At 73.6% G+C, this 13,832-nt stretch carries 14 protein-coding genes; 7 read left to right on the forward strand and 7 right to left on the reverse strand.

Annotated features, from left to right (window positions below; translation table 11 throughout):
• Nucleotides 1–388: 388 nt before the first annotated feature.
• Nucleotides 389–514, forward strand: coding sequence for a hypothetical protein (locus tag PV410_RS41245; protein WP_500331765.1), 126 nt, complete (start codon nt 389–391; stop codon nt 512–514).
• Here the strand turns inward: PV410_RS41245 and PV410_RS41250 are convergent.
• Complete coding sequence (locus PV410_RS41250) at nt 498–1,148, reverse strand: TetR-like C-terminal domain-containing protein (protein WP_500331767.1); 651 nt, start codon at nt 1,146–1,148, stop codon at nt 498–500. The genes PV410_RS41245 and PV410_RS41250 overlap by 17 nt on opposite strands.
• 157 nt (nt 1,149–1,305) lie before the next feature.
• Between PV410_RS41250 and PV410_RS41255 the strand changes: the two genes are divergently transcribed.
• Entirely contained in the window at nt 1,306–2,706 is a 1,401-nt protein-coding gene (locus tag PV410_RS41255) for an aldehyde dehydrogenase family protein (protein ID WP_500331769.1), read from the forward strand.
• Between the two features lie 25 nt (nt 2,707–2,731).
• Here PV410_RS41255 and PV410_RS41260 read toward each other — a convergent pair whose 3' ends face one another.
• On the reverse strand, nt 2,732–3,598 hold the full coding sequence (locus tag PV410_RS41260) for an alpha/beta fold hydrolase (RefSeq protein ID WP_500331771.1): 867 nt from the start codon (nt 3,596–3,598) through the stop codon (nt 2,732–2,734).
• A 245-nt stretch (nt 3,599–3,843) separates the two neighbouring features.
• Between PV410_RS41260 and PV410_RS41265 the strand changes: the two genes are divergently transcribed.
• The gene (locus PV410_RS41265) at nt 3,844–4,614 is read left to right on the forward strand and encodes a hypothetical protein (RefSeq protein ID WP_500331773.1); all 771 of its coding nucleotides are present in this window, start codon (nt 3,844–3,846) and stop codon (nt 4,612–4,614) included.
• A gap of 54 nt (nt 4,615–4,668) precedes the next feature.
• Here the strand turns inward: PV410_RS41265 and PV410_RS41270 are convergent, their stop codons facing one another.
• On the reverse strand, nt 4,669–5,592 hold the full coding sequence (locus PV410_RS41270) for an RNA polymerase sigma-70 factor (RefSeq protein ID WP_500331775.1): 924 nt from the start codon (nt 5,590–5,592) through the stop codon (nt 4,669–4,671).
• Between the two features lie 436 nt (nt 5,593–6,028).
• Between PV410_RS41270 and lexA the strand changes: the two genes are divergently transcribed.
• The gene (lexA, locus tag PV410_RS41275) at nt 6,029–6,727 is read left to right on the forward strand and encodes a transcriptional repressor LexA (RefSeq protein WP_500331777.1); all 699 of its coding nucleotides are present in this window, start codon (nt 6,029–6,031) and stop codon (nt 6,725–6,727) included.
• Between the two features lie 20 nt (nt 6,728–6,747).
• Here the strand turns inward: lexA and PV410_RS41280 are convergent, their stop codons facing one another.
• Both PV410_RS41280 and hemC read right to left on the reverse strand, forming a co-directional pair.
• Nucleotides 6,748–7,422 carry a ThuA domain-containing protein gene (locus PV410_RS41280; RefSeq protein WP_500331778.1) on the reverse strand — a complete coding sequence of 225 codons (675 nt, stop codon included), beginning with the start codon at nt 7,420–7,422 and terminating at the stop codon, nt 6,748–6,750.
• An 88-nt stretch (nt 7,423–7,510) separates the two neighbouring features.
• Nucleotides 7,511–8,446 carry a hydroxymethylbilane synthase gene (gene hemC / locus PV410_RS41285; RefSeq protein WP_500331780.1) on the reverse strand — a complete coding sequence of 312 codons (936 nt, stop codon included), beginning with the start codon at nt 8,444–8,446 and terminating at the stop codon, nt 7,511–7,513.
• A 156-nt stretch (nt 8,447–8,602) separates the two neighbouring features.
• On the opposite strand from hemC, the gene PV410_RS41290 reads away from it, so the two are divergent.
• Nucleotides 8,603–10,315, forward strand: coding sequence for an ArnT family glycosyltransferase (locus PV410_RS41290; protein WP_500331782.1), 1,713 nt, complete (start codon nt 8,603–8,605; stop codon nt 10,313–10,315).
• A 49-nt stretch (nt 10,316–10,364) separates the two neighbouring features.
• Here PV410_RS41290 and PV410_RS41295 read toward each other — a convergent pair whose 3' ends face one another.
• Nucleotides 10,365–11,288, reverse strand: coding sequence for an SAM-dependent methyltransferase (locus PV410_RS41295; protein ID WP_500331784.1), 924 nt, complete (start codon nt 11,286–11,288; stop codon nt 10,365–10,367).
• Between the two features lie 203 nt (nt 11,289–11,491).
• On the opposite strand from PV410_RS41295, the gene PV410_RS41300 reads away from it, so the two are divergent.
• Together PV410_RS41300 and PV410_RS41305 are read left to right on the forward strand one after the other, a co-directional pair.
• Nucleotides 11,492–12,403 (forward strand): NUDIX hydrolase, encoded by a 912-nt coding sequence (locus tag PV410_RS41300; protein WP_500331786.1) that lies wholly within the window; start codon nt 11,492–11,494, stop codon nt 12,401–12,403.
• A 29-nt stretch (nt 12,404–12,432) separates the two neighbouring features.
• On the forward strand, nt 12,433–13,260 hold the full coding sequence (locus PV410_RS41305; protein ID WP_500331788.1) for a phosphotransferase family protein: 828 nt from the start codon (nt 12,433–12,435) through the stop codon (nt 13,258–13,260).
• Between the two features lie 30 nt (nt 13,261–13,290).
• On the opposite strand, the gene PV410_RS41310 is transcribed toward PV410_RS41305, so the two are convergent.
• Nucleotides 13,291–13,827 (reverse strand): hypothetical protein, encoded by a 537-nt coding sequence (locus PV410_RS41310; RefSeq protein WP_500331789.1) that lies wholly within the window; start codon nt 13,825–13,827, stop codon nt 13,291–13,293.
• Nucleotides 13,828–13,832 lie beyond the last annotated feature (5 nt).

Below are 13,832 nucleotides of genomic sequence, written 5' to 3' on the forward strand. Positions count from 1 at the left end.
GCGGCGGCGGCGGCGGCCACGGCGGCGGTGGCGGCGGCGGCCACGGCGGCGGCGGTGGCGGCGGCCGGTAACACCCCGGCCGGGGACCGGCCCTCGACCGGCCCCCGACACCAGCCGAACATCTGGCGACCGGCCACAGCAGGCCTCTGACCAGCGACTGGACGGTCGCGCACCTCACGGAAGCGGAAGCCGCGCCCACGGGAGACCGGTGGGCGCGGCTTCCGCTCTTCACGTCTTCATGCCCCGGTACACCACTTCCGTGCGCCAAATTGCCCGATAAGGAATGTTTCCCGTGAAACATTCCTTACGTACTATATTGACACTGTGCTCATATCGCCGGATCCGGCCGATGGGGTGGAGGCGGTCCGGCCGACCTCAGCGAAGCGCCGTGTTCTACCTGTCCTCAGCAGTCTCCGCGGGAACCGGCCAGGGCTTCTACATTGGGCGCGAGGGCGGCCCCGAGGGGCTGGAGGCCTACCTGGAGACCAAGGCCGTCTTCATGCCGGGTCCGTGACATGGCCGCCCACGCCGTGCAGCAGATGGTGCACGATGGTCTCCGCGAACCCCTCGCTGACGGGGTGGTCGGCCACCAGGAGCCGGAAGTAGCAGGCCCCCCACAACTGGTCGATCAGCGCCTGGGGATCGATGTCCGCCGCCAGCTGGCCCCGGTCCCGCGCCCGCTCCAGGACGGCGGCCATGCGCGCGCGGCGCGGCCCGGAGTAGCGCTCGCGGAACAGCTCGCCGAGAGGGGGATCGGTCTGGGCGCAGCCGATGAGTTCGGACACGACCCGTCCCGCGGGGGTGCCGCACAGATGCCGCACGAACTTCCGCATGTGGGCCGTCAGGTCCGCTTCGATGTCGCCGGTGTCCTCGAAGACCAGACGCTCGTCGACGACGGCGACGTAGGCGTCGAGGGCCAGTGCGCCCCGCGACGGCCACCACTTGTGGATGGTCATCCGGCTCGCCCCGGAGCGCCGCGCCACCTTCTCGACGGTGAAGGCGGCCATGCCCTCGGCGAGGAGCAGTTCACGCGCGGCCGCGAGCACCTCGCCGCGGACCAGGGCGGCCGGCCTGCGGCCCTGCCCGGGCCGCGGCGCCTCGTCGGTCCCCCCGGCCGCCCGGGCGCCCGCTCCGCGCGCTGCGCTCATTCCCGGCTCCGTCCTGCGGTCCGCCCGCCCGCCCCGCGGTGGGGCGCCGCTGCGGGCTGATCACGGAAATCACTGCCAACGAGCCTATATCGGGCATCCCGTCGATTCCCCGGAGCGACAGGACCGTCCCGGACCCGGACTCCGAGAGGAACACTCGATGATCGTCTACGACAGGCTGTACATCGGTGGTGCCTGGACCGCCCCGGCGCATCCCGGGCTGCTGGACATCCGCTCACCCCACGACCGCTCCCTGGTCGGACGCGCCGCCCAGGCCGCGCCGGGCGACGCCGACGCCGCCGTCGCCACGGCGCGCGCCGCCTTCAACAGCGGGCCGTGGCCGCATCTGGACCCCAAGGAACGGCAGGAGGTGATCCGGCGGGTGAACGGGCTGCGCGAGGAGCGTGCGCAGGAGGCGGCCGCACGGGTGTCCGCCTCGACCGGGACGCCCCGCCGGTTCACCGATGCGGAGCAGGCCTCCCTCACGCGGCGGGTCGACGCCTGCCTCAAGGCCGCCGGGGAAGTCGGCTGGGAGGAGGCCGTCCATCCCTGTGACCCCACCCCGGGTTTCGACACCATCGTGCGGCGCGATCCGGTCGGCGTGGTCGCGGCGGTCATCCCCTGGCAGTGCCCGTTCGCGGCCGCCACGGCGCAGCTGACCCCGGCCCTCCTGGCGGGCAACACCGTCATCCTGAAGGTCACGCCGGAGAACTCGCTGGGCATGGGACTGCTGGCCGAGCTGTACGCCGAGGCCGGACTGCCCGAGGGCACGCTGAGCGTACTGCCCGCCGACCGGGACACCGGCGAGTACCTGGTCACCCACCCGGACGTCGACGCGATCGCCTTCACCGGCTCCGCCCGGGCCGGCCGCCGCGTCGCCGCCCTCGCCGGCGAGCAGCTCAAGCGGGTCCGGCTGGAACTGGGCGGCAAGGCGGCCGCGATCGTCCTGGACGACGCCGACGCCCCGCGGACGGTGCGGGGGCTGGTCGCATCACCCGGCGACGACGGGGGGACGTGCGCCGATCGGACCCGCGTCCTCGCCCCGCGCCGCCGGTACGAGGAGTTCGTCGCGGCGGCCCAGGAAGCCGTCACGTCGCTGAAGGTCGGTGACCCGGGGGCACCGGACACCCGCATCGGGCCGATGGCCGGCCGTGAGCGGCAGCAGCGGGTGATGTCGTACATCGAGCTGGGCATCGAGGAGGGCGCCCGGCTGGTGACCGGTGGTCCCCGGGTCCCCGCGGGCCTTGAGGAGGGCTACTACGTGGCGCCGACGCTCTTCGCGGACGTCGACCCCCGCATGCGCATCGCCCAGGCCGAGGTCTCCGGCCCGGTGGTCACGGTCATCCCGCACGACGGGGACGACGACGCGGTACGGATCGCCGACGACTGCGAGTACCGGGTGTCCGGCGGGGTGTGGTCCACCGACCCCGGACGCGCCGTCGCCGTCGCGCGCAGGCTGCGCACCGGCCCGGTGACCGTCAACGGGGCCCCGGCGGGCCTCGACGGGACGGCCGGCGTCGACGCGTACGTCGCGCACCGGACGATCACCCGGCCCCGCTGAGCGCACCACCCGGGCCACCCGGGGGTCAGGGCACGACGCGGCCGAGGAAGCCCCGCACGTACCCGGCGACGGCGTCCAGGTGGCTCTCCAGGGCGAAGTGCCCGGTGTCGAGGAGGTGCACCTCGGCCTCGGGCAGGTCGCCGAGGAAGGCGCGGGCACCGGCCGGGGCGTAGACCTCGTCGTTCGCGCCCCACACGGCCAGCAGCGGCACCTGGCCGGCCCTGAAGTACTCGTGCAGCGCCGGGTGGAGGGCCACGTCCCGGGGGTGGTCGCGGAACAGCCGCAGCTGGATCTCGTCGTTGCCGGGACGCTGCAGGAGCGCGACGTCGTGGGCCCAGGTGTCCGGGCTGACCAGGTCCGGGTCGGGGACGCCGTTGAGGTACCGCCAGCGGACGGCGTCCGGGGTGAGGGCGTAGCGCACGGCCTTCTCGTTCCCCGGTGACGGGTCGGCGGCGTAGGCCCGCACGTCGGACCAGAAGGAGTCGACGAGGCCCTCCGCGTAGGCGTTGCCGTTCTGCGTGACGATCCCGGTGATCCGCGCCGGGGCGCGCAGTGCCAGGCGCCAGCCGATCGCCGCCCCGTAGCCGTGGACGTACATCGCGTGGCGTCCGACGCCGAGGTGCTCCAGCAGGGCGGCCGTCACGTCGGCGAGGGCGTCGAAGGAGTAGGGGAAGTCCTGCAGGGACGGCATCGAGGACCGGCCGAAGCCGATGTGGTCGGGCGCGAGGACCCGGTAACGGTCCGCGAGCAGCGGGATGAGGTGCCGGAACATGTGGGAGCTGGCGGGGAAGCCGTGCAGCAGGACGACGACGGGGGCGTCGCGGGGGCCCGCCTCGCGGTAGAAGACCTCCCGGTCCGCGACGGCGGCCGTGAGGTGGTGGACCGGGACCATCGCTGACCTCCTGGGAGCACGACCTTCCTGTCGCATGCCACGTGGGGCAGGGGAATCACGTTCCGGCGGACGGATTCACGCGGTTGCTGCTCGCTTCTCCGGCAGGCATGCGATTCGGTCCCACCGGCCCCCGCGCCACAGCACCTGGGCGCAGGCGGGGTGAGTAGCCGTACTCATGCCCGCGGGCCGACCGGGCGGGACGATGGCGGCAACGAACCCTAGGACGGAGGAGGTTGGTGACGGCGATGGGGAGACTCCTTGGCGCGGTGCTGGCGTTGGCGGTGACCGCGGGGGCGCTGGCACTGGTCTACGCGGTGGGCGCGCCGCTGCCGGTGGTCCTGGGCGTGGGCGCGGGGGTGCTCTGCCTGCTGTGGATGCTGGTGCTGCTCACGGTGCCGTGGAACGTCTACTTCCGGGCGCACGCGGTGCTGGCCGAGATCGCCGTGAGCCGGGAGAAGGGCCTGGTGGTCCCCCGGGCGCGGGACGCCGAGGCCGCGCGGATCGCCCGGACGATGCTGCGGGCCGCCCTGTCGGGGCACCTGCTGACGACGGCCGGGGTGCTGGCGGTGACGCTTGCGACCGGTCACGGCGCGGGGTACTGGATCGCCGGGTTCTTCCTGCTCAGCACGGTGTTCCGCCCGGCGGGCGCATGGTTCGGGCAGCTGCGGCAGCGGCTGGGCACCCTGCTGAAGGACGTCACCTACCCACGCGACGACGTGCTGGAGCTCAAGAAGGGCGTCGAGCGCACGGACAGCGGCATCAAGGTCCTGGAGGAGAAGGCCGAGGAGCAGTACCGGGCCCTGGCGGAGCTGCGGCGCACGGTGGACGTGCTGGGCGTGTCGGTCTACGAGCGGGCCGAGGACACCGACCGCCGGATCACCGCGCTGGCACGGGAGTTCGAGGCCACGGTCAACCGGCTCACGGACAACGAGGAGATCATCACGGGTCTCAAGGCCTTCCTCCGGCTGCTGCGGGCGGGCGACGGCGCCCCGGGCCGGGCAGCGGCCGACGTCTGACCGGAGGCCAGGCGGTCTCCATGTGCGGCCCGGGGCGCCGCCCCGGGCCCGGTCCTACGCGGACGGCGCGTCCGGGCCCGCCGCCAAGGAGCTGAAGCCGGTCAGCTTGGCCGGGTTGAGCACCCACATGAGCTGGTCGATGCCCTGCTCGGAGGCGCTGATGGCCAGCAGGGCCATCGGCGTGCCGGCCTGGGACACGAGCGCCGCGGTCTGCCCGTTCGCCTCGACCCACACCACCTCGGTGTCGGGCCAGAAGCGCGGGGCGAAGGCGGTGACGAACCTCGCCACCTTGGCGCTGCCGACCACGGGGATCTTGGAGGCGTTGCGCACGGCGCCGCCGCCGTCGCCGTAGTTCACCACGTCCGTGGCGAGCAGTTTCTCCAGGCCGGCCAGGTCGCCTGCCCTGGCCGCCGCCACGAACGCCTCGAGGAGCCGGCGGTGCTCCGCGCTCCCCACCTGTTCGCGCCGCCCGGCGGCGATGTGCTTGCGGGCGCGGCTGACGAGCTGGCGGGAGTTGGCCTCGCTCAGGTCCAGCACGGTGGCGATCTCCCGGTACGGGTAGTCGAACGCCTCGCGCAGCACGTACGCCGCCCGCTCGGTGGGCGTCAGCCGCTCCAGCAGGAGCAGGACCGCGAACTCCACCGCCTCGCCGCGCTCGGCGCCGAGCACGGGGTCGGCGCGCGTGTCGACCGGTTCCGGGAGCCAGGGCCCGACATAGCCCTCGCGCCGCACGCGGGCGGACTGGGTGACGTTGATCGCCAGCCGGGTCGTCGCGGTGGTCAGGAACGCGGTCGGATTCTCCACGGCGTCGCGGTCGGCGGCCTGCCACCGCAACCAGACGTCCTGGACGACGTCCTCGGCCTCCGCGGCGCTGCCGAGCATCCGGTAGGCGATGCCGAACAATCGGGGGCGCAGGGCCGTGAACACCTCCGCGGCCTCGTCGAGCGAGCCGCCGCGTTCCGCGTCGCCTGGCTGCATCGTCGCGTTTTCCTCCACCGTCAGATCCGCCCGACTGCCCGTTCCAGCGTACACAGACGGCGATTTCCTCCGGGCCCGGGGGCACTTCGCCCGGGCCCCATTCAGCGCGGTTGAGGAGCGACGTCGCCGTACGGCAGGCATTTCCCGCGCCGCGCGCGAATTGCCGTGGCGGGCCCACGGGGGGCCTTCCGGCCGGGTCGGGGAATTCCGGAGCCATTGCGGACCCATTCCGGTCGCGGCTTCCGGGCGCACGGGCCCCAAAGTCTGACCGGGCAGCGGCTCCGTTTGTGACAACGGGATTCCGCCGGTGGTCCCGGCCGGTTCCGCGCGGCGTGCTCACAGATCTTCACGGAATTTCGCACACGCGTTCCAAAAACGCCGTGGAGCAGGGTAACGTTACGTATCGCAGCAAGATCCGCACAGGGAGGGACGGGGCATGGAGCCCACCAGGACGACAGTGCGCCGTGGGCGCCCGCAGGGCTCGGACAACCCCGGCCCCGACGGGCTGACCAACCGTCAGACCCGTATCGTCGAGGCGATCCTGGGCTCGGTGGAGAGCCGCGGTTTCCCGCCGTCGATGCGCGAGATCGGTGAGGCCGTGGGGCTGGCGAGCACCTCCTCGGTCGCCCACCAGCTGGCGGTGCTGCAGCGCAAGGGCGTGCTCGAGCAGGATCCGCACCGGCCCCGCGCCTACCGCGTGCGGTGCTCCTGGCCGTCGCAGCACGACTCCGAGCCGGGTGCGGTGCCCGTCAGCGCCTCCCCGTCCGCGCGCGTGCCGGTGATCGGCCGGATCGCGGCCGGCACCCCGATCCTCGCCGAGGAGCAGGTCGACGAGGTCTTCGTACTCCCCCGGCAGATCGTCGGCGCGGGCGAGCTGTTCGCCCTCAAGGTCGTCGGCGACTCCATGACGGGCGTCGCGATCTGCGACGGCGACTGGGTCACGGTGCGCAGCCAGGACGCCGCCGACCACGGCGACATCGTGGCCGCGATGATCGACGGCGAGGCCACCGTCAAGCGGCTCAAGCACGAGGGCGACCGGGTCTGGCTCATGCCGCACAACCCCGCCTACGACCCGATCCCCGGCGAGGAGGCGGTCATCCTGGGCAAGGTGGTCGCCGTGCTGCGACGCCTCTGAGGCCGTGCGCCGACTCCCGCTCAGTCCGTCGCCGCGGGCAGCACCGACCGGAGCCCGCCGAGCAGATGGGCCCGGAAGGCCGCGTCGTGGTAGGCCTGCGCGGAGTGCCCCAGCGCGGTGTAGAAGACGGGCCCTCCGCCGTACTCGTGGCACCACACCAGCGGATGGTCCGCGCCCATCGAGCCCCCCGTGTACGAGGACTCGTCGGCGCAGGCCAGGACCCGCACCCCGGGGCGGGGACTGCGGTCGAAGTCGTACCACTCGTCGGTGACCTTCCACGCCGCGCCGAGGTGCGCGGTCGCGGGATGGGCGGCGTCCTCGACGAGGACCGTGCCCGCCTGCAGGGGCGGGTGCCCCGTGAAGCGCGCGCCCAGCAGCTCCCCGTAGTAGGGCCAGTCGTACTCCGTGCAGGCGGCGGCGTGCACGCCCATGAACCCCGCGCCGTCGGCGTGGTGCGCCGCGAGGGCGGCCCGGCCCGCGTCGCTGAGCACCTCCCCGCTGGTGGACAGGAACACCACGGCGTCGTACGCGCGCAGGCCGGCCCCCTCGAAGTCCTCGGGCCGTTCGGTGGCGTCCACCCGGAAGCCGTGCCCGGCTCCCAGCTCGGTGAGCGCCCTGACGCCGTCGGGGATCGACTCGTGCCGGTAGTCGGTGGTGCGGGTGTAGACGAGCACACGGGGGTCGCGGCGGGACAATCGGCTCTCCCAGGACGGTGACGGACGACGGGCAGCGCCCACCAGTCTCCCCGCCGCGGTCCGGGCGTCGACGGCGGCCCGGGTCCCGTCAGTGGCCGATGCTGTCGATCAGCTCGCGGGCACCCTGCCGCAGCAGTGCCACCGCGACCGACGTCCCGAGGGTGGCGGGGTCCAGCGGTCCTGCCCATTCGTGGGCGTCGAGGACGGTCTTGCCGTCCGGGGAGAAGACCCGGGCCCGGAGCGAGAGCCGGCCGTCGCGTTCGGCGTGGGCGTAGCCGGCGATGGGGCTGTTGCAGTGGCCCTGCAGGACGTGGAGGAACATCCGCTCCGCCGTGGTCTCCCGGTGCGCGGCCGGGTCGCCGAGGTCGCTCACGACGTCGATCGTCCCGGCGTCGCCCTCCCGGCACTGCAGGGCGAGGACGCCCGCGCCGATCGGCGGGATCATCGTCTCGACCGGGAGCACCTCGCTGATCACGTCGGTCCTGCCGATCCGCTCGAGCCCGGACACGGCCAGCAGCAGCGCGTCCGCGTCGCCCGCCGCGAGCTTGTCCAGGCGGCGGTTGGCGTTGCCCCGCATGGGGACGCAGGTGAGGTGCGGATGCGAGGCCATGATCTGCGCGATGCGGCGTACGGAGGAGGTGCCGATGCGCGTGCCGGGCGGGAGCCGGTCGAGGGTGAGGCCGCCGGGGTGCACCAGGGCGTCGCGGATGTCGTCCCGCTTGAGGAAGGCGGCGAAGACCGTCCCGGCGGGCAGCGGCCGGTCGGCGGGGACGTCCTTCACGCAGTGGACGGCAAGGTCGGCCCGGCCCTCCAGCAGCGTGGCGTCGACCTCCTTGGTGAACGCACCCTTGCCGCCGAGCTGGGCCAGGTCGCCCATCCAGCGGTCACCGGACGTGGTGACGGGCACGACCTCCGTCCGGATGCCGGGGTGGAGCGCCGCCAGTTCCGCGCGGACGCGCTCGACCTGGGCCAGCGCCATCGGGGAGGAACGCGAGACGATGCGGATCAGCTCGGGGACTGCCATGCGCCCACGGTACGGCGTCCGGCACACGTCCCGCGCAACACCCCGAACCCCACGCGCCGTGACGACGGCGGGGCTAGTGTGTCCCGCGGCGCCCACCGGGAGGGCGCCGGCGCGGAGCGGTGGCGCCAGAGGTACAGGCGACGGGGTAAGCGCACGATGACGCAGGAACGGCCCTCGCCCGCCGCGGTGTCCCCCGAACCGGCGACGCCCACCACCCTCGCCACGGTCCGGGTGCGCAGGTTCCCGGCCGGTCTGCGCCACCGGCGTCCGCTGTACGTCCTGGCCGTGCTCGTGCTCCTGGCGCAGATGGCGTTCGCGATGGTCACCACGGCCGTCCAGCAGACGCCCACCATCGACGAGCCGGTGTACGTGGGCACCGCTACGGTGTATCTGCGCGAGCACAGCCTGCGCTTCAACCCCGAGCACCCGCCGCTCGGCAAGCTCCTCATCGCCGGTGGTCTGGCGTTCGCCCACCCCCACCTCGACCCGGCCTTCGAGGGCGACCAGACGGAGCTCGGCCGCAGCGTGCTCTACGAGTCGGGCAACGATCCCTGGCGCCTGATGCTGGCGGCCCGGCTGCCGGTGATCGCGCTGACCCTGGTGTTCGGGCTGGTGGTGCTCGCCTTCGCGCGCGATCTCACCGGTCCCGCCGGGGGGCTGCTCGCGCTCGCCCTGTACGCGTTCTCGCCGGACGTCATCGCGCACGGCTCGCTCGCCACCCTCGACGTCCCGGCGGCCGGTTTCCTGCTGACGTCGGTGTGGGCGCTGTGGCGGGCCCGGGAGCGTCCCCGGCGGTACCTGCCGCTCGCCGGTGCGGCGTTGGGCGCGGCGGTCGCCACGCGGATGAGCACGCTCCCCGCGGTGCCGGTCCTGTTGCTCCTGGCAGCGCTGCCGGTGTGGCACGTTGGTGCGCGGGGCGCGCAGCGGCCCGGCACCGCCCGGTCGCTGCGGCGCGCCGCGATCGCGGCGGGCGGGGTCGGGCTCGTCGCCGTCGCAGTGGTGTGGGCGGCGTACCTCGTCGTCGACCCGCGTCTGCGCTGGACCGCGCCGGACACCCTGCCGGCCCTGCACGGACTTCGGGGCTGGGCCGTGGACGCGCTCCCGCTCCCGCGGGCGTACCGGGACGGGATGGCCGTCCAGTTCGGCTTCGAGGACTCGACCTTCGAGGGCTTCCTCTTCGGCCGCCACTACCGCGGGGCGCTCTGGTACTACCTGCCCGCCGCGGTGCTGGTGAAGACTCCGCTCGGCATGCTGGCCCTGTGGCTCGCCGGCACCGCCGCGCTGCTCGCCCACCCCCGGCTGCGCCCCGCCGCCCCGTACCTGCTCGTCCCGGCGGCCGTGCTGACGGCCGCCGCCATGACCGGCTCACGGGACTTCGGCGTCCGCTACGTGGTCTTCCTTCCGATGTTCGGGGCCGTCGCCGCGGCCTGCGTCACCGCCCTGCGACGGCGGTGGGCGGACGTGGCGGCGGCGGCCCTCGTCGCCTTCGTCGCCGTCAGCTCGCTGCGTACCTTCCCCTACTACCTGCAGTACTCCAACGAGGCCTTCGGCGGCACGTCCCGGACCCACCTGCGCCTGCACGACTCCAACGTCGACTGGGGCCAGGACCTGGGCCGCCTCGCGGACCGGCTCCGCGACCGCTACCCCGGCGAGCGGGTCTGGCTGGTCTACAAGGGCAGCGGGGTCCCCGCCCACTACGGCATCCACGCCGCCGATCCGCGCCAGGTCCCCGAGGACCAGGTCCACGGGCTGCTCGTGGTGTCGGACTCCTCGGTCGCGAAGGCCGAGGGCGCGCTGGCCGAGCTCATCGCCGGCAGCGAGCCGATCGACGAGGTGGGGCACTCGATCACGATCTACCGCCGCGGCTGACGACCGCGCCGCCCCCCGTCCGGGAGGGGCGGCGCCGGGCACGGCGGGGTCAGGGCTTGCGGGCCACCACGGCGTAGACGTTGATGTCCGCGTCCGTGACGTCGGTGATGCTCCGGTAGCGGATCGCGTCGATGTCCTCGAGGCCCTCGATGAACTCCGGCGAGGCGTCGGCGTGGGTGGCGAGGGTGTCGTCGACGTCGTCAGGGCGCCAGTGGTGGACGGGTACGAGCCCGGGCTCGACGATCTCCAGGCCGTTGTCCGTGACGAAGCGCAGGACCTCGGCGTGCTCGCGGAGCACGAAGGAGAAGCCGCGGTCCTGGTAGGTCTTGGCGACCTTGGCGATCTGCTCCGCATTGAGGTCGGAGGTGAGGTGGCTCAGCACGACGTGGCTGCCCGAGGGCAGCGCGTCGACGAGGTGCTTGACGATCCCGTACGCCTCGTCGTCCTCGACGAAGTGCAGGACGGCGACGAGCACGAGCGCGACGGGCTCGGTGAGGTCCAGCGTGCCGGCCGCCTGGCGCAGGATCGCGGCGGGGTCGCGCAGGTCCGCGTCGATGTAGTCGGTCCGTCCCTCGGGGCCGCTGGTCAGCAGGGCGCGCGCGTGGGCCAGGACGACGGGGTCGTTGTCGACGTACACGACCCGCGCGTCGGGGGCGATCCGCTGCGCGATCTGGTGCACGTTCTCCTGCGTGGGCAGGCCGGTGCCGATGTCGAGGAACTGGCGTGTGCCGGTCTCCCCCGCGATGTGGTTCACCGCGCGGCGCAGGAAGTCGCGGTTGTGCCGCACGTCCAGGTAGCCCCGGGGATTTGCGGCCAGCGCGGCCGCGGCCGCCTCACGGTCGACGGGGTAGTTGTCCCTGCCGCCGAGGAAGACGTCGTAGACGCGCGCCGGGTGCGCCTTGGTGGTGTCGATCCGCCGGCGGAGCTGCTCGGCGGAGTCGTAGTCGTCGGGAGCGTCGCTGCCGCTGGTCATGGCCATCCCCTGGGGACTCGAATACGCGAACTGATCTGCACACAACTTAGCTGGTGAAGCTGCGAGTTGGCGCCATCCCTGCCCGCTCCTGCGAGCGGCCCGTACAGGGGCGCGCAGAAAGGCCGGAACCTGCCCTCCCGTTGGCCGTCCCCGCTCGTTGACCTTGGTGACCGCACACCCCCGGAGCTCGCTTGGAGGCTCGCTTGACGTCGCTCCACGACGGTGCACCGGCTGCCGGTGAACCGCGCAACGCCTCGGTGCTCATCCACAACGACCAGGGCGAGTACCTCCTGCACCTGCGCGACCACCGCCCGGACATCCGCAACCCCGGCGCCTGGTCACTGCTCGGCGGCGGCCGTGAGCCGGGCGACGTGTCCCTGGAGGCGACCGCCCGGCGTGAACTGCGCGAGGAGGCGGGGCTCGACCTGCCCGCGCTGCGCGCCTTCGCGGTGGAGCACGTCCACGAGCCGGACGGGTCGCTCCTGCCGGTCCAGGTCTTCAGCGGCCGCTGGAACGGCGATCCCGACGCCCTGCGACTGACCGAAGGCGTCCTGCTGCGCTGGTTCCGGCCCGAGGTCATGCCGCGGCTGCGGTTGGGCCACGCGACCCTGGAGCTCGTCCGCCGGCACGCCCGCCTGGCCGTGCCGCCGGGCACCGGAGCCCGGGCGGCCGGGCGGGGCGTCCTCCACGTCGTCGGCGCGCACCTGTACCTGGAGAACGCCGGCGGCCAGGTCCTGCTCGGACTGCGCCACCCCGACTCCGCCTTCGCCGGCGGCGAGTGGCACTTCCCCGCCGGGCACTGCGAGCAGGAGAGCGCCGTCGCGTGCCTGGTCCGCGAGGCGGACGAGGAGACGGGCCTGCGGATCAGGCCGGAGGACGCCGAGTTCGCGCACGCCGTGCACCTCGTCGACGCGCCGGGCGGCCGTCCCCGGCTGCAACTCGTCTTCCGCGTACGCCGCTGGCAGGGCGAACCGGTGGTCCGCGAGCCCGACAAGTGCCTGTCCTGGCGCTGGTGGCACCCGAACGCCCTCCCCGAACGCCTCGTGCCGTACACCCGGGCCGCGATCGAAGGCATCCGGGCCGGCCGCCACTACACCGAGTCGGGCTGGGCATGACCTGCGGACCGGGCCTGCCGGAAGCCCGGGTGCGACGGTTCGCGGAACGCGCCGTCGGCCCGATCGAACGGTGGACGGACACGTCCTGGCCCCGCGAGAGCAGTCGGGTGTGGCGGGTGTGCGGTGCGGGCGGCCTCGTCGGCTACGTCAAGATCCACCAGAACGACCGCTTCCACCACCGGGAGGTGACGGCCTACCGGACCTGGGTGCGGGCCCTGGGAGCCGCCACGCCACGCCTGGTGGCGGCCGACGAACGGCTGCGCGCGATCGTCGTGACCGCCGTCCCCGGACGCCCGCTCCACGTCGGCGTCCGGCCCCCGGAGGAGGAACGTGCGATGTTCGTCCGCGTCGGCGCGCTCGCCGCCGCCGTCCACGGCAGCGCACCGCCACGGCCCGCCTCCGGGGACAAGGGACCTGCCACGGGGAAGCTCGACCTGCACCTGGACGGCGCCCGTCCCCACCTGGCCCCGGGTGACGAGGAGTTCGTCCGCGCGCTGACGGCCCGGGCAGCCGCCCTTCCCGCTCTCGACCTGGTGCCCACGCACGGCGACTTCCAACTGCGCAACCTGCTGTGGTCGGGCCGGCTCGCCGTGATCGACTTCGAGCGCAGCGAGCCGCAACCGGCGCTCCGTGACTTCGTACGGCTCTCCGACGCCTGGTCCGGCCGACCGGACCTCCACGGGGCCTTCCTGACCGGCTACGGGCGGGAGCTCACCCCGCTCGAGCACGAACGCCTGGCTGTCGACTCCGCCCTTGACGCCGTCTCGGGCATCCGTTACGGCGCCGCCCACGACGATCCCGAGGTCCTCGCACGCGGCCTGCGCACCCTCGCCCGGCTCCGCACGACCGGCCACTGACCCGGTGATCCGGGTCACCACGCTCAGGTCTCACCCCGCCGGCGCGAGCGCGAGGGGCGGTGAGGGCAGCCCGAAATGGTCGGCGATGATGCGCACGGTGTGGGTACCGTCGGCGTTGAAGGCGGCGTCCGCGTCGTACCGCGGGGTGTCGCGGCCCACGATGCCCGCGTCCAGGAGTTCACGGACGAGCAGGTCGGCCGAGCCGCCCGCGCGACGGGACTCGCGTCGCATGCCGAAGTTGAAGTAGGTCCCCTCGAAACCGCCCGAAGCGTGGGTGAACTGGATCGGGTGCTCGTCGCAATGGGGGACCACGTAGTCCTGCCCGTGCGGGCAGCGGCATGGGGGCGTGGAGGCCAGGAAGACGCTTTCCACCGGCGCACCTCCCGGGTCGCTCGCACGATGTACGTGCCGGAAGCCGGTGAGATCGCGCGCCAGTTCCCAGGCTTGCGACCGGCGCGGGGCACTGTAGGCGTCGTGGGTCAGCCAGACCCAGCCCGCCCCTGATCCGCTCGCGAGAGCAGGCCGGCCGGCCTCGGCGTAGACGGCGGCGACCGTCGGCAGCGTCATGCCCC

Source organism: Streptomyces sp. PA03-5A (assembly GCF_033792725.1).
Lineage (GTDB): Bacteria > Actinomycetota > Actinomycetes > Streptomycetales > Streptomycetaceae > Actinacidiphila.